Origin of the sequence: Paenibacillus aceti (assembly GCF_003614185.1) — a bacterium.
Lineage (GTDB): Bacteria > Bacillota > Bacilli > Paenibacillales > Paenibacillaceae > Fontibacillus > Fontibacillus aceti.
Genome location: NZ_KZ987724.1, coordinates 1,959,543 through 1,980,821 on the forward strand (window position 1 = coordinate 1,959,543; position 21,279 = coordinate 1,980,821).

Consider the following 21,279-nt stretch of genomic DNA (forward strand, 5'->3'; position numbering starts at 1 on the left):
CCTCTCCTAACCCTCATCAGACTTACGCCGCGTGAACAGACGAATCGGCGTACCTTCGAAATCAAAAGCAGCGCGAATTTTATTCTCCAAGTAACGCTCATAAGAGAAGTGCATCAACTCAGGATCGTTGACAAATACAACAATCGTCGGCGGCTTCACCGCAACCTGAGTCACATAATTAATCCGCAATCTTCTTCCTTTATCTGTAGGAGGCGGGTTAATCGCCACCGCATCAGAGACGACATCATTAAGTAAATGGGTCTGTATCCGTTTCGTATGCTGGTCGGCAACATGCTGCACAACCGGAAGCAGCTTATGCAGTCTTTGCTTCGTCTTGGCTGACAGGAATACGATCGGTGCATAAGTCATAAACAAGAAGTGGTCGCGGATCTTCTGCTCAAATTGCTGCATTGTCTTATCGTCCTTCTCCACGACATCCCACTTGTTCACTACGAATGCAGAAGCCTTGCCCGCTTCATAGGCATAGCCCGCAATATGCTTGTCCTGCTCGATAATCCCCTCTTCGCCATTGATGAGCACAAGTACGACATCCGCTCGTTCAATAGCCTTCATCGCGCGCATTACGCTGTATTTCTCCGTTGTCTCATACACCTTGCCCCGCTTGCGCATCCCAGCGGTATCGATCAATACATACTTCTGTCCATCCTTCTCGAACGGCGTATCGACAGCATCGCGGGTTGTACCGGCGATGTCGCTGACAATAACGCGCTCCTCGCCTAATATAGCGTTGACCAGCGAGGATTTGCCGACGTTCGGACGCCCGATCAGCGCCACCCGGATCACATCTTCATCGTACTCATCCTCGGTCTGCTCAGGCAGATTCTCAACGATAGCATCCAGCAGATCGCCGATTCCAGTACCATGGCTGCCGGATACACCGATCGGCTCCCCGAAGCCAAGATTGTAGAATTCATAGATGAAATCCTGACGACCGAGATTATCGACCTTGTTCACGGCCACGATAACAGGCTTGCCGCTACGATAGAGCAGAGTGGCTACCTCCTCGTCCGCCCCGGTCACTCCCGTCTTGGCATCACACATGAACACGATCACATCTGCTTCTTCAATCGCCAGCTCCGCCTGCATGCGGATCAATTTCAGAATCGGTTCTTCATCACTTAGCTCAATACCGCCGGTGTCGATCACGCTGAATGGCGTACCATTCCATTCCGCTGTACCGTAGATCCGGTCTCGCGTAATGCCTGGCTTATCTTCCACAATCGCCAGACGGTCGCCGATCATACGGTTAAAGATCGTAGACTTCCCTACATTTGGCCTACCGACGATGGCCACTACGGGTCTTGCCATACGCATTCCTCCTAAGATTACTAAATCTATATTCGCTTACTTTTGTTTATCTCATTTAAATTACACCTAAATAATCATAGCAAAAAAAAACTGAATTGGCTAACTATAGTATTGCCAAAAAAAAGAGCGAACCCGCATAGGGGGTTCGCCGATATCTTAAGCTTATATCCGCTTATTTCAATTTGCTCAGCTTGTCACCGAAACGTTCGCCCAAAGTGATGCTAAGTCCTTGATTGCTGAGCGATACATTAGGGTTGTCGCCCAGATCTTCTTTTCTCACGCTGCTGCCCTTGGATGGTCTTTCGCTTCTAGGTGCTTGAGCTGGAGCTTCTTCCGTCTCCTTAATGCTCAGGCTAGCGCGTTTCTCAGCGGCGTTAAGGTCCAGAATCTTGACTTGAACCGTTTGGCCTTCCTTCAATACTTCGAACGGAGTGCCGATATGTTTATGGGAAATTTGCGAAATATGAACAAGGCCTTCCACGCCTGGAGCGATTTCAACGAAGGCGCCGAAATTCACGAGACGTTTTACTTCGCCGCTCACGATATCACCGATATGGAATTGCTCGCTAGCTGTATCCCAAGGTCCTGGCAGAGCAGCTTTGATGCTAAGGCTGATTTTGCCTTTCTCTGGATCAACTTTGAGAACTTTAACTTTGACTTTATCTCCTTCGGAGAGAACGTCAGCTGGTTTGTCCACATGGCTCCAAGAGATTTCCGATACGTGTACAAGTCCGTCCACGCCGCCCACATCAACAAATGCGCCGAATTGGGTCAAGCGTTGTACTGTACCTTCGATCACTTCGCCTTCTTGCAGGTTAGCCATTACTTTTTGCTTATTAGCTTCGAACTCTTCGTCAAGCACATCCTTCTGGGACAGGATGACTTTGTTGTTCTCTTTGTCGAGTTCTTTCACTTTAACGCGAAGCGTACGGCCTTTGTAATCGCTGAAATCTTCAACGAAATGGCGTTCCACCATGGAAGCAGGAATGAAGCCGCGCAGGCCTACGTCTACGACAAGACCGCCTTTAACGACATCGGCAACTACAACTTCGAAGGTTTCTTGGCTGTCCATGCGAGCTTGCAATTCATCCCAAGCATTCTCGCTGTCGATGGCACGCTTGGAAAGAACGAGGCGTTCCTTCTCATCGTCGATGCTAACGACCTTGGTCTCAACCTCTTGGCCAACTTGAATAGCGTCCGCAACGCTGTCCAGATGGACGGAGGACAATTCACGAATAGGAATAACGCCGTCATATTTATATCCAATACTCACATAAGCTTGGTTATCCTCGATTTTGACGATCGTTCCTTTCACGGTGTCCCCTTTTTTCAAGGATACGATTTGTTCCATTTCTTCCTGGCTTGCCTCAACGGCATCCAAACCATTTTTTGTTTCTTCCGACATGTCAATAACCTCCTCAATTCAAAAAAAACCATTTATTTAAACTCGCCATTAGCGTAGTTCAAAACAATTCACGAATATAGCTTTCCAATTATCCCCTATCTTCATGCATCGGCCTTTCAGACAGGTTGTGCAGCTATACCGATTTCTTAAGCTCGGCAATCCGGGACATGATAGCTTCCGTAGCCAGGTCGGCTGCTTCGGTCTTCGCTGCCTCCTTAAACTCGGTCATATCGATCGGTTCACCGTACACAACTCTCATTTTGCGAAAGAGCTTATAATTGCCAATAATAGCAACAGGAATGACCGCTGCATCGCTACGGAGCGCAAAAGTCGCCGCCCCCTTCTTACCTGCCCCCATATCCTCGCCCTTGGCCCGAGAGCCTTCCGGGAAAATCCCCATTACATGTCCACCACGAAGCAATGTGAGGGAGGTCTTGATCGATTCCTTGCTCACGGCGCCCCGTTTGACCGGGAAAGCGCCCAGTTCTTTAATCAACCAGCCGAGGCCGAAGATATCGAATAATTCCTTTTTCGCCATAAAATGCACCTTGCGTTTCGGCAGAATACCGATCGCCGGAGGGTCCAGCAGACTGATGTGATTCGAGCACAGCAGCACGCCTCCCTCTTCAGGAATATTCTCTAATCCCTTCGCCTCCAGGCGGAACAGCGCTTTATATATTAACCGCAGCACTGCGCGACAAAATCTATAAATCATTTATACTTCTCCCTCTCTCCCTTGTATGCTCTGCACTCTGGACACGATGAATTCGACAACGTCATCGATCGACATATGCGTCGTATCCAGGAGAATCGAGTCCTCAGCCTGGCGGAGCGGAGAAATCTCCCGTTCCCGGTCGAGGCGATCACGCTCAGCGATATCAAGTTCAAGCTGCTTCAGAGTAATGTCGCTTTGTTCCTTCATTTCCTTATACCTGCGAAGCGCTCTTTCTTCAATACTGGCTGTCATAAAAATTTTGACTTCAGCATCAGGTAGCACGGTAGTTCCGATATCACGGCCATCCATAACGACGCCTTTACGCAGAGCCATTTGCCGCTGAAGCGACACAAGCCAGCTTCGCAGCCCCTCGATCTGCGCATATCGGGACACTTTGGCGTTAACTGCAAGCGAACGGATCTCCCCGGTGACATCTACGCCACCGACCAGCACCTGCTGCCCGTTCTCCCCTGGAACCAGTTCAATGTCCAGCCTGTGTACCGCTTGCAATACTTGATCCTCAGCTTCCGAAGGTATCCCATGCTGGAGCATAAACCAGGTGGCAGCCCGGTACATAGCACCGGTATCTACATAAACATAGGATAACTTGCCTGCAACTTTACGGGCGATGGTACTCTTACCTGCCCCGGCCGGCCCGTCAATCGCGATGTTGATCCTGACGTTAGCCTTAGACGCTGCACTTGCCAATGGGGCATTCCTCCTCAAAAGTGGGTGTCAAGAAAAAAGCAGGCTTTGCCTGCGACGTGAAAATTATACCACACATAACTAAGGTATGCAAAAGAGATTAGCGCGAAAAGGGCAGGATTATCGCCTATTTTCCCGATGAATCGGTACCCCCTCGAGCCGATCTGCCGAGGACAACATATGTCTGATTTCCGGTATCCGCAGCGCCAGCTGCAGCAAGCAGAGACTGAGCACTAACAACAGGATCAGCCTGCGCAGCCATCTCTCCACCGGCCTACACAGCTGCAGGAATAACTCTGTATATCGATGTGCGTCATCCTTCATGCTTCTCACCCTCCGGGTGCTTTTTTGAATTAGCTAATATTAGCATATCCTCTTCCCGGGAAATCAGCCGCTTAACCACTTGAATGTCATATTACCTATTCTTAAAATCAAACTGCCTTTCGAAACAATAGCGGATAATCTTCTGGCGCTCCATATCTGAAATGTTGACCAGTTTCAACATGACAATTGTCCTCTGCGTCTCCAGCTTCTTCGTACGCACGACTTCAGCTTCAAACGGTACATGGTCGATCGACCCGTTCTTGTATGGAATAAGCAGCCAGCAATACAGCAGATCCCCTTGGGAAATCCCGTATTTAGTATCACACATGAATGAGACACCGCCGCCGCCGACATCTTCTGTATAAGTGACAAAGCGGGTATGATCCGCCTTCCTTACGGCAATTTCCAGCTCGGCCACCACGCGCAGGAAATCTCTCCGCTGAATCTTCGTGATCGTCTCCGGTTCCGGCTTGCGGATTCGTACCATCTGCACCTTATCATCGGCGAAGCCTATTACATATGTATTGAAAAAGTTCTTAATCCCGCCCTCCGTCAAAAAATATACAGAAAGCTCGTCCCCGATATGAAGCCGCTTCAGTCTTCCGGTTCCGCTCTCAATCGGCACCTCAATCAAGAAGGAATCCTCATTATCGTCGGCGATCCGTGATTTATATTCTTTCTCTGCCGCCTTCTTGTCAACGGAAGCAATATGAATGAAGACGAGATCATTTATTTTTGGATACAAGCTGACACCCCCAAATCTAGATATAAGTATAACATGCTTGTCCCGTCCCTGTTGATATGGAATTTCGAGATTCTTAAAGATGGACATTTCATGAAATCTGAAATAACAAAAGAGCCTGGTCACCCTTAGAAAGGTATGATCAAGCTCTGGCAAATCATAAAGTATTCTTCTTCGCTCTCGATTGTTTCACCGGTTCGTTCGCCTGCCGGTTGTTCGGCTTATTGCTCCTGACCTCTTCGATATTCTCTTCATTTCCATTCTCGGCATTAATGTATATCCGATAGTCCGAACCGTTGATAGAACCGCCGAATTCATAGGTAAGCACCTTCTCCGACAGCTCATTCTTGATAAGCGCAAGCCGGTTGTACTTCTCCTTAAAGTCGGAATTCAAATATTTCCGCGCTTGTTCCACGGTCAGCTTCGGCTCAGGGATCTTCTGATCGACCTCGCGCTCATACACATAGTCGCTCGCCTGCAGCCCGGTCACTTGACCGTTGTCCAGACCTACACGAACAGTCACCTTCTCCGGATAGATCAAGACATCCCCTTGCTTATTCACGAACGTCAAGCTGCCAATATTATCATACTCATCATAGGATACCGCCGTCATATTCGGATACCCTTTATCCTTCAGGAACTTCTCCGACTCGGCTCTCGCTTCCTTATATCCGAGCGATTTCTGTCCAAGGGTGCGGTCGCAGGAGTACGAGATCAAATGTCCTCCGTTGCGGGTGTAGTCAAGAGTGTAGCTCTCATCCTTCTTGCCTTTGGCTTTGGCCGTGAAGGAAGCCCATTCCGTACCGCGCCCATTCTCCACAACCTTGACATCGCCGTTGTGATGACCGATGAACTGTGCTGCCTTCTGCTTAATATTCTGCGCTGTGATCGGAGTTCCGCCCAGCTTCTTCACCGAGCGTTTTGTGTACATGCTGGATACGGAAGGTCCCCAGTCAAGCTCAGGATATTCTCCCACCTTTTTGTCCACCGTCTTGAAGCCGTCGATAATCGTATTGTCCTTCGCTTCCTTGTCCGTGGCCAAAGCCGTCTCTACGTCCATCCAGCGCAGACGATTGGAGATAACCTTGTCCTGAACGCCTTGCAGATCCTTGGAGATTTCCGCCGCGTTATTATATAGCTCCTTCAAATTTTTAAGCTCGCCGTCGGTCAACGGCTGCTTAGTCAAATCACGAACCGCCGTCTGATAGGAGAAGTTGGAGATTCGCGACAGGAACTCCTCTGTCTTGCTGAAAGGAAGCATGGTCAGCGGAAGCTGATTAATTTCATTTTGCGCTTCGCTCGTAATTCTCCACACATTCACCAGACCTTTACGCTGGGAACCGGTCGAGGCCGAATGAACCGCCAGCGTATTGCCAAGCTGATTATGCAGTCTGTCAACATGATACGACAAATCATGAAAAGCCCGCTGATATTGGTTCTCGGCCTTGATCAAAATCGCGTTCTTCTCTTGGTTCTCCTGATATCCCCATACCAATGCGCCGATTAATAAAAGAGTCGCAATAGGAAATAAAATCGCACTCAAACGTTTATACATTGGCTAAAGCCCCTTTCTTCATCTAAGCTGTGCTTATTTTGAGTTGAAAAAAGAAGCTTTATGCATACGGCTGGAAAATGAGGATACTCCGACCGTTCTATAGCGCTTCCTCGATCTCGAAATCCTCACGATTATCGCATAAACATTGCTTAAAGCCCGTCTCGATCTGTCCTTTATCTTTTCTTCCTCGCAATATAAATCTTTCGCCACAGGTTTTGCAGGTAATTCTTACTTTGATCCGCATCATAAAAAGGCACCCCTTCCAGATACAGGCGTTAAAGCCTATAATATCTAGAATCAGGATGCCCCATTCGAAACTGTATTAATCCTGTCCCCCCGCTTCGGTAAGACGGTAGGGTGAACGCTTGGTAGCCCGGTATATTTTGCCTAGACCTCCGTACCAGAAGAAGGCCATCAGTGGAACGATATACCAGATCCAATATTGAGTTAAATTATCCAGGATATAATCGTACACGCCATGCCAGAACAATGGCAGTAAGAGCGAGAACAGTAGATACTTACGATTCGTCCAGCCGCTTGTAAACTTCGCCCGGCCGATATAGTAACCCATCATTACGCCGAACATCGCATGTCCCGAGACGGGCAATAGCGCTCTGACGAGCATCGTCCCCAAGGTAGCTTGACTAGCGAAGGCGAAGATTACATTCTCAACGGTAGCGAACCCGAGCGAGATCGCTGTCGCATATAGAATTCCATCATACGGTTCATCGAACTCGGTATGGTGATATATTAAATGAAACAGAACGAACCATTTGAGCGCTTCCTCGACCCCGGCGGAGACGACAAAAGCTTGCACCAGCGGGCCGTCGCCTAGCCATATCGTTAAACCGCGCTGCAGTATCATCACAGGCAAAATGACCAAAAAACCGATCAAAAATACCTTAAGAACCATTTGCAACGGTTCAGTGTCGTACTTGTCCCTGAGGTAAAAATAAGTAAGCAGGGCGATACCGGGAGCGACCGCTGCGGTTAAAATTGAGAAAATAAGCAAACGGGATTCCTCCTTACTATCGTCCCTTATCTCAAAATAGCCTGACTCTCTATGTCATGCTTAATTTTGTAATTTAAAATGTTCGCAAATTACGCCCACTGCATCATCTGCAATGACGACATTGCCGTACTCTTCAAGCACTGCCGAAGTGACCGAAATGGCATCACCGAATTCAGCCAAGACCGCGATAATAGCTTGAATTTTGCTCTCCTCCAGAGGATCAGAATCCACCTGCAGTACCCATTTCCCTTTATATTTATACAGTCTGCCGGCCTCTACAAGCATATGGTTCAGAACGTGAGCCGCTTCGATTAACATTTCAAAATCATCGAAAGAATACAGAATTGTGTCACTGCTCTCCAGCGTCACTTCCATTTCATATACTTCATCCGGCAATTCATCCTCATAAGACGATCCAAATCCAGGATGGTGATGGTCATATTTCCCTCGTGTTACGATCACAACCATTCCCTGTGCAGGCAAGGCGATCACTTCAACAGCCAAAGGACCAGTAGCGTCAAATCCGACTTCCTTATAGGCCTGATCCATCATTTCAGTAAACAAATCATGAACCTTAGGAATCTCTTGCCACATATCCTCTTTCTGAATACCGCGCTCACTCAGATCGTCAAAAGTAAGGAAAATCCGTATCTTATCCTGGCCAAGTCTTTCTATCCTCATACAGGATCCTCCTCTCATGCCGTTGTTATAACAAATTATGAAACGTGCTTTAATATGTGATGGAAATGGTTCTTTGTATGTATGTTATCATTTATTCTCACTAATTGCACGCAATAATGTAGGCAAAAAAAGAATCATTTTTCGCTAGAAATTGCCTAATCTGCGAAAAATGATTCCAAAAGGAATATCTAAGCTGCTAGTTTCCTTTATTAACTGTTGATGCCCGGAATTTGCGTACTGTTATCCTTCAGAATCGCCTCTACCTCATGCCGGACATCCGGATTTCCTTTAATGAAATCTTGAATCTGCTTCAAAGAGTGTTCCTTCGAATGACTCGATAATGAGGGGCCTGCGCTTCTGTTACTGGGAAACACCTGGGCACTGATGGTGCTCCCTTGGCTGCTTGTTGCTCTAGCCTGCCTGTGACCGCATTCTGTCTTCATACCCGCCAGACTCAAGGCCGAACCAGCTTCGCTCAGCATCGCCATCCAGTTGATTTTGCGCTTGGATGCCATGACTCCTGCCGTGGCGCCAAGGATAACACCGGTTAAGAATGAGGATGATCTCACCAATATAACCTCCTTAGATGTGATAAAATCACACTTAGTGTTCGCCCTTTAAAACAAACTCATGCGGTATAAATACAGGAAAGCATTTCTGTCTAACCACAGCTTAAGCCCGCAGCACCAATTCGCTCCGTCCGCCCAAATATTGGCGCAGCGCAGGCGGTACATAGATCGATCCATCTTCCCGTTGATGATTCTCCAATAAAGGAATCAAAATCCGCGGCGAAGCTACAGCCGTATTGTTAAGCGTATAGCAGTATTGCAGCTTCCCCTGTTCATCCCGGCAGCGGATATTCGATCTTCTCGCCTGGAAGCTGTGCAGATCCGATGCGGAATGGGTCTCCCCGTAAGCGCCGCGGCTCGGCATCCAGGTTTCGATATCATACTGCTTATACGTCTTCTGCGACATATCGCCCGAGCATACCGACATCACCCGGTATGGAAGCTCCAAGGCCTGCAGCAGCTGCTCCGAATGGGAGGTGATCTCCTGCAGCATTCGTTCCGATAGCGCCGGATCAGGCTGGCAGATGATGACCATCTCCACTTTGGCGAATTGATGCACCCGATACAGGCCGCGAACATCCCGTCCTGCCGATCCGACCTCGCTGCGGAAGCAATTCGATACCCCGGCCAGCTTGATCGGCTGCGAGGCTTCGACCACTTCACCTCCATAGTAGGAGACGAGCGGAACCTCGGCAGTACCGACCATCCACAGCTCTTCGTCCTTTATCGCATAAGCCTGATCTCTTCCAGTAGGAAAGAAGCCAGTGTTCACCATATTCTCCTCCCGCACCATCAGCGGAACGTCAAGCGGTGTGAAGCCGTGTTCCAGCAGCATATCCAGCGCCAATTGTTGAACGGCGCGATGATATAACAGCCCCAGCCCCTTCAAATAATAGCTGCGGCTTCCTCCCACTTTGACCCCCCGCGGTATGTCGATCATATCGTGGCGAGTTCCCAATTCCATATGATCTAATGGCTCAAACGTCCACTCTGGTGGCGTTCCCCAGCTTCGCACCTCCACATTGTCCGCATCCGATCTACCCACCGGAGTGTCCGGTGATGGAACATTCGGCATCAGGAGCAGCAAGCGCTCCAGTGCTAGATTCACCGCATCCAGCTGAGCTGTTCCTTCGCTGATCCTCTCGTTAAGCTGCTTTAGCTGCGCTTTATATTGCTCAGCCTCTTCCGTATGGCCTGTGTGCATTAATTTTGCCACCTGCACCGACCCTTCATTCCTCTGTCTCCGTAAACTCTCGATCTCCTGCAGCAATTTACGTCTCTGCTCATCCTGCTGCAGACATTCCTCCACAGATACTTCAATCCCTTTGTTGTCCGCAGCAGCTTGCGCTTCGGCGGCATGGTCACGAATCCAATGAATATCCAGCATATCAATCGCTCCTTTTGGGCTTAATAAAATACAAAGAGCGCCCTCATCCCTTGGGACGAGGAGCGCTCTGCTCGCGGTGCCACCCAATTTACTGAAGCATTGGAAGTACGCTTCAATCACTTGGTTCCGCGATAACGGGCGGTCCGATTAACTTAGGATAGACTCGATCTATCTTGACGAGAACGCCTCCGAGTTGGAATCTCATCATCGGCATTTTTCGAATATAATTTTGTTTTTCAATATTATATACACTGGATCGGGATTTCGCAAGTGTACGTTGTTTGTCTAACGAAACTGTGTATCGTTATTTCCACCAAAACAGCGTTAAAAAAATTTTAACGAAACACCATATCGTTATTCGAAGGAAAACCTGGCTTTTGCCCCCTAAATCGCTCAAATAACGATACCCAGTTTCGTTACAATGTAGAGCAGCCCCTTTTGCCGCAAATAACGTTACCACGTTTCGTTAGAAAATAATCGAGTTCAAAATTACGGCTTTCAGCACCGAGAAGATTGGATGAAGCCCGGGTATGAGGAGCGCAGCGTACGCCGTTTGTACGTGAGCACCGGAAGGCCCGGGTGAATTCAAGATTCGATGCCGAATCCGCCTCCTCGAGCCACTTCGTGATCAAAGCCGTAATTTTGAACCACCTCTAAAGGCCGTATTTTTGGCCCCAGGGGGATTCGCTAATCCCCCACCACAACAAAAACACCAGCAATGCGATAAAAATGTACAGCAGTGAATTCAAAAACCACTTCTGTAGCCTCAACCGCTGGGACGGGAACATTTCCTTCCGAGTCGGTAAGCTCTGCAAATCTATTTTATCCTCAGACTCACTTGGTTCCTGATAAGCCGCTTCCGAAGCCTCAGCCGTGGTCGCCGCCTCAGCGTAGAAGGATTCATCCCACGTTGAAGTCGAAGCCTTGTTCGCCTCCTCCGGATCTTCGAGAAGAAGATCGGAAGCTGTGCTCTGTTGTCTTACACCCGATGAACGACGGTGTCTAGTCTTGGTGTGCTTAGTATTGCGGCTGCGTTCATACCGCTCTACCCTGCTCAAACGTTCGCTCATGATTCCCTCCGATATTTTATAACTAGTCCGGACACAAGATCGATAATGAAATGGCATAAAATAGGCGCCCACAGCGTCCCAGTCTGCACATAAATGTATCCCAGGCCATAACTGCTAAGAAATACCCAGCCGGTTGGAACCCAATGCTTCAAATAACGAACATGGATCACTGCGAAAAGAATGCTAGTCCAGTAAATTCCGAGACCGTACTGGATCGCTCCGCGAAACAGCAACTCCTCACATATCGACACGACGAGACATATGACTACAATATGCCAGATGGGACGGGAGCGAAAGAGCATATTGTTAATCCCGCCATCATCCATGCTATCCTCACCGATAAATCTGGAAATCAGCGTGTCCGCAAGGAACATAACCCCAGCCAATCCAATACTATAGTATGCAAAATCAGGATGTTCAGGAAATGTTAACAGAGTTAGGGGGTTCCGCTTCTGAAATAACAGGATGATCAGACCGATAAATAGAGTAAGTCCTTGAGTAAGGTACAAATTGATCAACAGGATTCGCTCGTTAAGTTGACCGGGATCGACCTTTTGTATCTTTATTTTGCCGAATTTAAATTTTTTCATATAATTTGTCAAACCCTGTCCTTTATAATGATATATAGAGATGAATACATATTTGTTTGCTCATGGACTGAACAATCTTAGAAAAGGAGCGGTACTCATGAACCATAAAACAAAATCCTCAAAAAGCGAGATGCTGTTTACAATGGGCTTTATCTTCGCCCTGATCGCCGCCTTCGGGACATTCTTCTTGGGACTGCGCATCGGCATCAATAAGACGGAAGCGAAGTATGCCAGCATCGCCAACTATGACTATGTGCTTGAAACCGACGGTTCTTATCAACAGCAGGATTTAGTTACCTTCTACTTTACTGTCTTTCAGCCATACCAGAACTTCAAGAACAGCTATGTTTCTACGATGGACAAGTTCCATAGAGGCGCACATGGTGATGGCGATAGCATATCCAGCCAAACCTTAAAGGATCTGCTTAAATCAGCACAGACGCAATATAAGGAAGTTGCTTCTTATCAGGTATCCAGCAACTCACCGCTTCTCCTTGAAGCCCAGGCTGATATACTCAAAAGTCTGAAGCTGTTTGAAGAAAAGATCAATCGCTCGCTCAAGTCGACCAGCCTGATTACCTTAGCCAAAGTATCGGAGAATACGAATAATCAGGATGAATTTCTGGAGAGCGCTGTGAATTTCGGGCTGCAGGCTCAGAACAAATTTTACGCATCTATCTTGAAATGGAGCTCCAAATACGATAAATCCATACCTGATTCATTTAACTTCAATGGACAGACATCGATTAAGGAATGGAAGAGCTATTCCTTTGCCGTTAAGAACAAGGCCGTGGCCGATATGATGCTTAAGGACAAAATGTATGTGAGCTATCTGCCTCAAGATATGACAGCCAAAATCGATCAGATGATTACAAGCGGCAAAGCATCGTCCTTAAAACTTGATTCTGTCCGCTCCGTTGTGAAAATTCTCACAGAAACCGAAGCTGTACAGGAAAATGAATTTCTAAAATGGAAACCTGCATTCTATAAATCCGAATCTCTTCCTGAGTTGCCATTTTTCTTTGAAGACTGACGGATCAGGCAGAAAATAGAGCTTTTTCGACATTATCAAAATCATAACTAAAAAAACGAGTAGATTCAAGAGCGTGACCATTCCCGGCAAGGTTGCCCTATTATTGTCTATTAATAGTATTGACACCTCTCTAGGTCCATGGTACATTATGAAAAATCATACTCGTGAAAAACAATGAAGGAAAAAAGCTGGTATATAGCTCCCAGAGAGCCGGTGGTGCTGCGAACCGGTAGTGAAGTAACAGCTTTAGCGATCCTGAGTCACTGCGTTGAACTGACTTAAGTAGATGCAGTCGGAGAAATTCCGTTATCAATTTTGTCTTGATGACATATGAGGCTGTTCTCTGCAAAGAGGCAGTGAATTAGGGTGGTACCACGAACAACTCTCGTCCCTTACTACGGAAGTAGTGTGCGGATTGAGAGTTTTTTTATTGCCTTGGAAAGTAAGCACCGGGTCAAACCGGGTCTTGGCTTAAGTCTCAGAACATGCTGCGCCTTTGTCGCAGTATAACGGGGAAACCGTTGAAGACCATGGAGCGAATGCTTCTATGAAGGGAGTGGGATTCACTCTCCGAGAGAGCAATGCTATATAAAAAGACCATATTTAGGAGGAAAGAAATCATGTTTAAAGTTCTTGTATCGGATCCAATCAGTGACCTGGGGATTCAACAGCTCGTGGAAGCAAATGATGTTGTAGTAGAGAAAAAGACAGGGCTTAGCGAAGATGAACTCATTCAAATCATTCCTGAATACGATGCATTGCTTGTCCGCAGCCAGACGAAGGTAACCGACAGGATTATGGAAGTCGCCAAAAACCTCAAGGTGATCGGACGGGCCGGAGTCGGGGTCGACAACATCAATCTTGAGGCGGCAACCAAACGTGGTATTATCGTCATCAATGCTCCTGACGGCAACACGATTACAACCTGTGAGCATGCCTTCGCCATGATGATGGCGCTGGCTCGCCATATTCCTCAGGCCTATGCCAAGACGATCTCCGGGACATGGGATCGTAAATTCCTGGGCGTTGAGCTGCGCAACAAGAAGCTGGGCGTACTCGGCATGGGCCGGATCGGCTCGGAAGTCGCCAAGCGGGCCAAGGTGTTCGGCATGGATATCCTCGGATATGATCCATTCCTGACGGAAGAACGCGCCGAGAAGCTAGGCATCAAGCTGTCCAGTGTGGATGAGATCGTCCGCAATGCCGATTTTATTACCGTCCACACCCCTCTCACACCGGAGACGAAGCATATGATTTCGCGCCCTCAATTTGAAGTGATGAAGAAAGGCATGCGCATCGTCAACTGCGCCCGGGGCGGAGTAGTGGATGAGCTTGCGCTTGTGGAAGCGATCGATCAAGGCATCGTAGCCGGGGCCGCCTTCGACGTATTCGAGAAGGAACCGCCGGAAGCGGATCATCCGTTCCTGCACAATCCGAAGATTATCGTGACTCCGCATCTCGGCGCTTCGACGGTAGAAGCCCAAGAGAATGTCGCGATTGACGTCTCCGAGCAAGTGCTGCATATCCTGCGCAATGAGCCGTTCAAGAATGCAGTGAATATGCCACCGGTCGCACCTAGTGTAATGAACAAGCTGACCCCTTATTTCGGGCTTGGCGAGAAGATCGGTATGCTTGCTGCGCAGCTGAATCAAGAAGCGGTGCAAGAAATTCATGTGGATTACGCCGGTGATCTGGCGGAGGTCGATACACAGCCATTGACCCGTTACATTATCAAGGGCGTATTGTCCCGTCATTTCGGAGACGATGTCAATATCGTCAACTCCATCCATCTGGCCAAGGCCCGCGATGTGAAGGTGTCCGTAACCCAAGCTTCGGCGACTAAGGGATTCACTAATTTGATCACCGTTACCTTGAAGGCTCCGAATGGCACCGAGCATAGCGTGGCTGGAACTCTGCTGAACGGCTATGGAGCTAGAATCGTGCAAATTGACAAATATCCGGTAGACATCGCTCCTGAAGGACATCTGCTATTCATTTCCCATAATGATAAGCCAGGTATGGTCGGCCACGTCGGCACACTGCTCGGCAGCAATGATGTCAATATCGCCTCGATGCAGGTTGGACGTAAAATCGTCGGTGGAGCCGCGATCATGGTGCTCACCATCGATAAGGCCGCTCCTGCTGAGGTACTCGATCATTTGATCAATCTGCCTGAAATTAATAAAGCGCAGCAAATCTTCTTCGTATAATCTACTTATAATCAATAGGGGCTGTCTCCTAGTAGTTAATCACTACTAAGGGACAGCCCCTTCTCTATGTTCCACGTTGAACAAGATTTCTCTTGCTCGTTCAACAAAAAACCATCCTTTCTGCAGGCAGGATGGTCATACCCTCAATTTATTGATGTCTTTCGACAGGCAGTATCATATGAAATACAGTGCCTTTGCCAAGCTCGCTCTCCGCCTGGATCGTCCCTTGATGGGAATCCACGATATTCTTCACAATCGATAATCCCAAGCCTGTACCGAGGGCCTCGCCCCGGACGCGAGCCTTGTCTGCCTTATAGAATCGCTCGAATATGAACGGCAAATCATCGGACGGGATACCAGCTCCGCTATCCTTGATTGAGACATGCAGTTCCTTACCAAGCTGACTCTCTCGGACCTGCGCGCTGATCCCGATTTCTCCCCCATCCGGCGTATGCCTGAAGGCATTGTCGAGCAAATTCGTCAGCACCTGCTCCAATCGATCCTCATTAGCCTGCTCCAGATACATCGGCGAGTCCTCTACATCCAGCTTGAGCACAATATCATGCTCCTTGGCCCGGACCAGGAACTTGCGGTACATCCGCTCCGCCAGCTCACGGAAATCCATCTGCGACATCGGCATATCGATATAGCCCGCCTCCATGCGGGCCAAATCGAGCAAATCACGGACCAGACGGGTCATGCGCAGCGATTCATCATGAATGACCTGCACCAGCTCCGCCTGCTCTTCCGGCGTCGCCGCCATCCCGTCAAGCAGCGCTTCGCTATAGCCTTGCATCATCGACAGCGGCGTGCGGATCTCATGGGAGACATTGGCCACGAAGTCGCTGCGCATCTTCTCCAGCTTCACTTGCTCGGTTACATCGCGAACCACCGCTACAGCTCCGCGAATCTCCCCATCCGAGTCGAGCGGAGTCATATGTACGGACCATACCCCTTTTTTGACATGGATGTTCATGCTCTGGTCGCCTTCCTGATCAAGCACCCGATGGAACATCGGAATGAGTGGCTTCGGAATCCGGCTCCAGTAATCATCCTCGGTCAATTCTTCCATCTCTGCCGCTGAATCCGGCAGATCTCCCCAGAGCTCCAGCACCTTATCTCCCGGCGGGTTGGTGAGTATAATCGCACCATTCCGGTCCAGCGTAATAACGGCGTCGTACATGCTGCCCAGAACGCTGGATAGATGCTCCTTCTCATGCTTCAGGCTGCGTATCGTATTCTCCAGTTCTTCAGCCATATGATTAAAGGTAATCGATAGCTGCCCAATCTCATCACTGGTACGAGGCGATAGCCGCGCATCGTATTTCCCCTTGCGAATCGAGTCCGCTGCCCGGATCAGCTGCTGCATCGGCTGTGTGATCTTCGTGAACAGGAACAAAGCGAAGAAGGTCGTGAGCGAGAAGCCGATCATACATACGATCACGAACATCTTCTTGATCGCGCCCGAATTCGTAAAGTTCGTATCGATATAGGGCAGCAGGAAAAGCCCCAAAGTCAGCAGGACACAGGCAACCAGGCCAATGATCGTCATCCACAGCTTGCCGACCAGCGATCTCCAGAAGCTCACTTACTTAGCAACCTCCAGCTTATAGCCGACGCCCCAGACTGTAGTGATCATTGCCGCTGATTCCGGAGATACTTTATTCAATTTTTCGCGCAACCGTTTGACATGGGTATCCACGGTGCGCAGATCACCGAAAAATTCATAATTCCATACATCCTTGAGCAGTTCCTCGCGTGAGAAGACTTTGTCCGGCGAGACGGCCAAATAATGCAACAGTTCGTATTCCTTCGGAGTCAAGCTGACCTCCTGACCGTTCGCGGTCACACGGTGAGCGTCATGTTCGATTATAAGATGAGGGAACACGATGTTGTTGCTGGTCCCGCTTTCTTTGGTCAAATAGGCTGTCGCAGAAGCGCGGCGCATAATCGCCTTGACGCGATAAATGACTTCTCGCGGGCTAAAAGGCTTGACGACATAGTCGTCCGCACCGACCTCAAAACCTTGAACCCGGTTCATCTCCTCACCCTTGGCCGTCAGCATCAGTACCGGAGTAGACTTCACCTGTCTCAATCGATTGCACACTTCAATGCCATCGATGCCCGGCAGCATCACATCAAGCAAAATCAAGCCATAATCGTTGGATGTCGCCTTTTTCAAAGCGATCTCTCCATCCTCAGCTTCATCGATCTCATAACCTTCTTTTTCCAAGTACATTTTCAGTAATCGACGAATACGCTCCTCATCATCAACCACCAAAATGCGATTTTCTTGATCTGACATCAACAACAACCCCTTCATCATCTTACCCATTCACCAGAGCGAATTATAGGATTAATAATATTGTTAGTCTGTGCCCGCGTAAGAATGCAAACCGGCAATAATAAGATTTACACCCACGAGCGTAAACATTACCACGAGGAAACCGAGTACAGCCAGCCATGATGCCTTGCGCCCCTGAAAACCGCGGGATAAACGCAAATGCAAATAGACGCTGTAGTACAGCCATGTAATTAAAGCCCACACTTCTTTTGGATCCCAACCCCAAAAACGCCCCCACGCCTGCTGGGCCCAAATCATGGCAAATACCAGTGCGCCAAGCGTAAAGATGGGAAATCCAATCGCTATCGCCCGATAGCTGATCTCATCTGCATCATTCGGATCGATCCCCCTGACTGCGGGGGCCAATACCTGGCCGAGCGGACGGCGAAGAATAAGCCTTAATATTAAATATAGCACAATCCCGGTAATTAGGGCCCATATCACCGTATTCAATTTGCGGGCTGCGCTGGCTCCGCTCATCCATGACGGCGCTTCAAACCAGGCCCGATCCATACCGAGAAAAGCCGGAACTGACACAGGCTTGCTCTCATATGGCGCTATGATCGGCGGCATATGATAAACTCCCTGTTTATCTATTGTACTATCTTGCTGTACTTGGCTGTCAATCGTTGTCTTATTTTGCGTATATACCGCTTCATACCCAGCGGCACGGAAAGCAAAAACCGACACAATAAAGCCCACTACTATAATAATAGAAAACAGCGTAAATTCAATCCACCATTTTTGGCGGCGTGCTGATTTGTCAGTGCTGTTGAATTCTATCGTCCGCAGCAGGTAGATCAGAGCCGCTATAAAGCCTACTGCAAAAAAGGCCTCACTTGTCGCCGCCAGCGTAACATGGATATACAGCCAGATGGAGCGTAGTGAAGGAATGAGCGGCTGCACCTCCCGCGGGAATACAGCGGCATAAGCCATGATGATAATCGCGATCGGCAGCGCGAACATGCCGAGTAATATTTTGCGATAAATGAAGAAGATTACGGTAAAAGCGATCATCACCATCATAGACAGGAAGGTCATGAACTCATACATATTGCTGACGGGGATATGACCGCTATAAGCCCAGCGTGCCGCACAATACACAAGATGGGATAATAAACCTAAAGAAGAAGTTACAAAAGATATTCTCCCCCATTTACGCTCATGCTGCTCGGGATCTCTGTTCTTCCACGTCTTCCCTGTTACGGCTACGACATAAAAAATGAATGAGGCACAGTAAAGAAAAAAGGCTATCATAAATCCATATCGACTGATTTCCAAAAAATCCATAGTTATTTCCCCCCGTTTTCCAATGACTTCTCATCTGCTTCTATGCCCATAGCAGCCAGGAATGAAGAAACTTCGCGGCGCATACCGAACCAGTTCTTGGTGGTATGGGCGCCGAGCGTCAGTATCCCGTCATCGATGCGGAGCCAGATCCGCCGATGCTGCCAGTAGAAGCTCATGATCAAACCAAGCATCACGATTCCAAGTCCCAGCCAGACAAAAGGCATGGCCCGGTCAATCCGGATATTCAGATAGCTGGATGAGGCTATAAAGTCAACATCCTCCATCCCCAGCACATCTATCTGTAATTTGTTCTGCAAGCCGCCCAATTTCTCATTGATGGCATCCTGCTGGAATCGTTCCTTATCGATCTGCTTCGGAAAATAGATGAACTGGCTGCCCTCCTCCGGTATATCCGGACCCTTCACCAGGAACAGAAAAGCTGGTGCATTCGGGTCCTTGGATTTGGAGATAGGCTGCCCTTGTTCATTTAAGGAGAAATCCAGGAATTTATTTTTCAATTCTAATGTATAGGGTCCTAGCTTGAATTCCTGCTGGGGGTTATTCATCTCAAGCTTGAATTTCCCGTATTGCTCTCCGGTTACCTTGTTGACTAGTACAGGCTGTACCGAACGCAGCTTCGGAGTCAGGTCAAAATCAAATTGATAGGCGCTCAGCCCTTTATAAGATAGAGGGTCATTCACCTGAATCGCATGACGCTTCACTTCCCTCAGCTGAGGCTGCTTGGAGGGATCATCACAATTGGCCGTGCATTCATAGAGGATCGCCTTCGTCTCGAACATCTTGGGTACTTCTTTCCCCGTCTTACGGAAGTCCTCCGACATCTCATCCTGCGAATAATACTCCACTGTGAATTTCTCGTTCTCCAGATAGAGATTCGTTCCGGAAATCTTCGTCTTCTCTCCTTCCGGGAACCAGTAATGCTGGTCCAGATGTAGTCCAGGCAAGCCACGGAACAATACGGCCAGCAGAAATACGATCAGCCCGATATGTATTATATAGGGGCCCCAGCGGCTAAAACGCTGCTTCTCCGCGAGCAATGCATCCTTCTCCGCATGCACACGATACCTCTTCCGCCGAAGCGGCTTAACGGCCCGCTCAACCCAATCCGTCTCTTCCCCTTCATGGATCGGGCCTTGATAGACCACCTTCTGACGGGTGAGGAATTGCAGATGCTTGCGAATCCGCTGTTTTGAAAGCGCTTTGTAAAGTGGCAGCACGCGATCAAGGCTACAGATGACGAGGGAAGCACCGATCATCACCAGCAGCAGCACGAACCACCAGGACTCATAAGTATGCGAGAGCCCTAATTTATAATAGATTTCGCCGATTTGGCCATACTTGTTCTTATAGAAGGTAGAAGGATCGAAATTAATAAAATTACTCTCTTGCTCAAAAATAGTGCCCAGCATCGCACCAAGCAGCGTAAAAAGGATCAAATAAACCGCAACCTTCACCGATGAGAAGAAGTTCCAGATACGATCTATGAAATTAGGATTTACGCGCTGGGAACGCCGGGCTACCCCATCATAACGCATCTCCAGCAATGCCTGGGATTCACCGCTATTATCCAGCGGCTTGCCGCAGGATTCACATAGCACCGTACCGACCCGGTTCTGGTGTCCGCATTCGCATTTCGTATTCTCAATCAGCGCCATAGCTTACCCCTCGGTCTGTACGAGCTGTTGAATCTGAGTATCCAAAGTACTCAAATTCAGCTCGCCCTCACGAATGGAGGCTATTCGGCCTGTCTTATCTACAAAGAAGGTCGTCGGCATCGGTACGACTCCATAATCCCGAACAGCTTCATTATCAAAATCGAACCAAATCGGAAAATCGGTTCCCAATTGCTGTGTGAAATTGGTTACGGTCATCCGGTCTTCACCGGTATTGATTCCGAGCACGACAACTCCCTGATCGCGCCACTTCTCCCACTGCTTCTGGAGGGCGGGCATTTCATTCACACAATAGGTACACCATGTGGCCCAGAAGTTGATCACAAGGGCCTTCCCTTTATATTCATCCAGGGTATGTACTTTGCCATCGAGTCCGAGCAGCTTCATGGCCGGCGGTTTGCCGCCTACAACAGGCTTATCACTGCTTCTGCCGGCTACTGCTGAATTGATGGCATATGCGCCCAATATTACGATACAGAGCAATACAATAATTTGTACCGGACGTCTCGCCTTCCCCATATCCATTCTCCTCACTATGACAATTTTCATAAATCAATGAACAAATCGTGAACATCCTATGAACATTATAACGAAAATTGCCATATTTTTAGCAAGGGGAATTAT

Annotated in this window: 20 protein-coding genes and 1 other annotated feature; of the genes, 2 read left to right on the forward strand and 18 right to left on the reverse strand. The window is 48.5% G+C overall.

Translation table 11 applies throughout. The annotated features are described in order from the left end of the window. Positions 1 to 6: 6 nt before the first annotated feature. From der to BFJ94_RS08715, 13 genes are all read right to left on the reverse strand, one after another. On the reverse strand, positions 7 to 1,329 hold the full coding sequence (gene der / locus BFJ94_RS08655) for a ribosome biogenesis GTPase Der (RefSeq protein WP_120462296.1): 1,323 nt from the start codon (positions 1,327 to 1,329) through the stop codon (positions 7 to 9). Positions 1,330 to 1,501: 172 nt separating this feature from the next. Continuing rightward, the gene (rpsA, locus tag BFJ94_RS08660; protein WP_120462297.1) at positions 1,502 to 2,734 is read right to left on the reverse strand and encodes a 30S ribosomal protein S1; all 1,233 of its coding nucleotides are present in this window, start codon (positions 2,732 to 2,734) and stop codon (positions 1,502 to 1,504) included. A gap of 133 nt (positions 2,735 to 2,867) precedes the next feature. Beyond that, the gene (locus BFJ94_RS08665) at positions 2,868 to 3,449 is read right to left on the reverse strand and encodes a lysophospholipid acyltransferase family protein (protein ID WP_120462298.1); all 582 of its coding nucleotides are present in this window, start codon (positions 3,447 to 3,449) and stop codon (positions 2,868 to 2,870) included. Continuing rightward, entirely contained in the window at positions 3,450 to 4,157 is a 708-nt protein-coding gene (gene cmk / locus BFJ94_RS08670) for a (d)CMP kinase (protein WP_120462299.1), read from the reverse strand. Between the two features lie 117 nt (positions 4,158 to 4,274). Next, positions 4,275 to 4,478 carry a hypothetical protein gene (locus tag BFJ94_RS08675; protein ID WP_229717071.1) on the reverse strand — a complete coding sequence of 68 codons (204 nt, stop codon included), beginning with the start codon at positions 4,476 to 4,478 and terminating at the stop codon, positions 4,275 to 4,277. Between the two features lie 91 nt (positions 4,479 to 4,569). Then, positions 4,570 to 5,223, reverse strand: coding sequence for a flagellar brake protein (locus tag BFJ94_RS08680; RefSeq protein ID WP_188831457.1), 654 nt, complete (start codon positions 5,221 to 5,223; stop codon positions 4,570 to 4,572). Positions 5,224 to 5,377: 154 nt separating this feature from the next. Beyond that, positions 5,378 to 6,775, reverse strand: coding sequence for a germination protein YpeB (gene ypeB / locus BFJ94_RS08685; RefSeq protein ID WP_120462301.1), 1,398 nt, complete (start codon positions 6,773 to 6,775; stop codon positions 5,378 to 5,380). A 322-nt stretch (positions 6,776 to 7,097) separates the two neighbouring features. Continuing rightward, positions 7,098 to 7,787 carry a glutamic-type intramembrane protease PrsW gene (gene prsW / locus BFJ94_RS08690; RefSeq protein WP_120462302.1) on the reverse strand — a complete coding sequence of 230 codons (690 nt, stop codon included), beginning with the start codon at positions 7,785 to 7,787 and terminating at the stop codon, positions 7,098 to 7,100. A 60-nt stretch (positions 7,788 to 7,847) separates the two neighbouring features. Continuing rightward, entirely contained in the window at positions 7,848 to 8,468 is a 621-nt protein-coding gene (locus BFJ94_RS08695; RefSeq protein ID WP_120462303.1) for a genetic competence negative regulator, read from the reverse strand. 209 nt (positions 8,469 to 8,677) lie between these two features. After that, positions 8,678 to 9,037 carry a hypothetical protein gene (locus BFJ94_RS08700; protein ID WP_120462304.1) on the reverse strand — a complete coding sequence of 120 codons (360 nt, stop codon included), beginning with the start codon at positions 9,035 to 9,037 and terminating at the stop codon, positions 8,678 to 8,680. Positions 9,038 to 9,140: 103 nt separating this feature from the next. Beyond that, positions 9,141 to 10,424: a serine--tRNA ligase gene (serS, locus tag BFJ94_RS08705; protein WP_120462305.1), complete on the reverse strand. Its 1,284-nt coding sequence runs from the start codon at positions 10,422 to 10,424 to the stop codon at positions 9,141 to 9,143. Between the two features lie 653 nt (positions 10,425 to 11,077). Continuing rightward, positions 11,078 to 11,494, reverse strand: a complete 417-nt coding sequence (locus tag BFJ94_RS08710; RefSeq protein ID WP_120462306.1) for a hypothetical protein — start codon at positions 11,492 to 11,494, stop codon at positions 11,078 to 11,080. Further along, a complete protein-coding gene (locus tag BFJ94_RS08715) occupies positions 11,491 to 12,084 on the reverse strand; it encodes a CPBP family intramembrane glutamic endopeptidase (protein ID WP_120462307.1) in 594 nt (197 codons plus the stop codon). Before BFJ94_RS08715 ends, BFJ94_RS08710 begins: the two co-directional genes overlap by 4 nt. A gap of 97 nt (positions 12,085 to 12,181) precedes the next feature. Between BFJ94_RS08715 and BFJ94_RS08720 the strand changes: the two genes are divergently transcribed. Both BFJ94_RS08720 and serA read left to right on the forward strand, forming a co-directional pair. Further along, positions 12,182 to 13,117: a hypothetical protein gene (locus BFJ94_RS08720; RefSeq protein WP_120462308.1), complete on the forward strand. Its 936-nt coding sequence runs from the start codon at positions 12,182 to 12,184 to the stop codon at positions 13,115 to 13,117. A gap of 165 nt (positions 13,118 to 13,282) precedes the next feature. Then, positions 13,283 to 13,513, forward strand: a binding site (T-box leader). A 224-nt stretch (positions 13,514 to 13,737) separates the two neighbouring features. Continuing rightward, positions 13,738 to 15,327 (forward strand): phosphoglycerate dehydrogenase, encoded by a 1,590-nt coding sequence (gene serA / locus BFJ94_RS08725; protein WP_120462309.1) that lies wholly within the window; start codon positions 13,738 to 13,740, stop codon positions 15,325 to 15,327. Between the two features lie 148 nt (positions 15,328 to 15,475). Here the strand turns inward: serA and BFJ94_RS08730 are convergent, their stop codons facing one another. From BFJ94_RS08730 to BFJ94_RS08750, 5 genes are all read right to left on the reverse strand, one after another. Next, positions 15,476 to 16,915, reverse strand: a complete 1,440-nt coding sequence (locus tag BFJ94_RS08730) for an ATP-binding protein (RefSeq protein ID WP_120462310.1) — start codon at positions 16,913 to 16,915, stop codon at positions 15,476 to 15,478. After that, positions 16,916 to 17,632, reverse strand: a complete 717-nt coding sequence (locus BFJ94_RS08735) for a response regulator transcription factor (RefSeq protein WP_120462311.1) — start codon at positions 17,630 to 17,632, stop codon at positions 16,916 to 16,918. It abuts the gene before it with no gap. Positions 17,633 to 17,695: 63 nt separating this feature from the next. Then, the gene (ccsA, locus tag BFJ94_RS08740; protein ID WP_120462312.1) at positions 17,696 to 18,961 is read right to left on the reverse strand and encodes a cytochrome c biogenesis protein CcsA; all 1,266 of its coding nucleotides are present in this window, start codon (positions 18,959 to 18,961) and stop codon (positions 17,696 to 17,698) included. Positions 18,962 to 18,963: 2 nt separating this feature from the next. Further along, complete coding sequence (gene resB, locus BFJ94_RS08745; RefSeq protein WP_120465164.1) at positions 18,964 to 20,631, reverse strand: cytochrome c biogenesis protein ResB; 1,668 nt, start codon at positions 20,629 to 20,631, stop codon at positions 18,964 to 18,966. 9 nt (positions 20,632 to 20,640) lie between these two features. Then, the gene (locus BFJ94_RS08750; RefSeq protein WP_120462313.1) at positions 20,641 to 21,174 is read right to left on the reverse strand and encodes a TlpA family protein disulfide reductase; all 534 of its coding nucleotides are present in this window, start codon (positions 21,172 to 21,174) and stop codon (positions 20,641 to 20,643) included. Between the last annotated feature and the right edge of the window lie 105 nt (positions 21,175 to 21,279).

Bases quoted from the DNA above. Each gene is read 5' to 3' on its own strand.
- der (WP_120462296.1), bottom strand. From the start codon at position 1,329: ATGGCAAGACCCGTAGTGGCCATCGTCGGTAGGCCAAATGTAGGGAAG.
- rpsA (WP_120462297.1), bottom strand. From the start codon at position 2,734: ATGTCGGAAGAAACAAAAAATGGTTTGGATGCCGTTGAGGCAAGCCAG.
- BFJ94_RS08665 (WP_120462298.1), bottom strand. From the start codon at position 3,449: ATGATTTATAGATTTTGTCGCGCAGTGCTGCGGTTAATATATAAAGCG.
- BFJ94_RS08675 (WP_229717071.1), bottom strand. From the start codon at position 4,478: ATGAAGGATGACGCACATCGATATACAGAGTTATTCCTGCAGCTGTGT.
- ypeB (WP_120462301.1), bottom strand. From the start codon at position 6,775: ATGTATAAACGTTTGAGTGCGATTTTATTTCCTATTGCGACTCTTTTA.
- BFJ94_RS08695 (WP_120462303.1), bottom strand. From the start codon at position 8,468: ATGAGGATAGAAAGACTTGGCCAGGATAAGATACGGATTTTCCTTACT.
- serS (WP_120462305.1), bottom strand. From the start codon at position 10,424: ATGCTGGATATTCATTGGATTCGTGACCATGCCGCCGAAGCGCAAGCT.
- BFJ94_RS08710 (WP_120462306.1), bottom strand. From the start codon at position 11,494: ATGAGCGAACGTTTGAGCAGGGTAGAGCGGTATGAACGCAGCCGCAAT.
- BFJ94_RS08715 (WP_120462307.1), bottom strand. From the start codon at position 12,084: ATGAAAAAATTTAAATTCGGCAAAATAAAGATACAAAAGGTCGATCCC.
- BFJ94_RS08720 (WP_120462308.1), top strand. From the start codon at position 12,182: ATGAACCATAAAACAAAATCCTCAAAAAGCGAGATGCTGTTTACAATG.
- serA (WP_120462309.1), top strand. From the start codon at position 13,738: ATGTTTAAAGTTCTTGTATCGGATCCAATCAGTGACCTGGGGATTCAA.
- BFJ94_RS08735 (WP_120462311.1), bottom strand. From the start codon at position 17,632: ATGTCAGATCAAGAAAATCGCATTTTGGTGGTTGATGATGAGGAGCGT.
- ccsA (WP_120462312.1), bottom strand. From the start codon at position 18,961: ATGGATTTTTTGGAAATCAGTCGATATGGATTTATGATAGCCTTTTTT.
- BFJ94_RS08750 (WP_120462313.1), bottom strand. From the start codon at position 21,174: ATGGGGAAGGCGAGACGTCCGGTACAAATTATTGTATTGCTCTGTATC.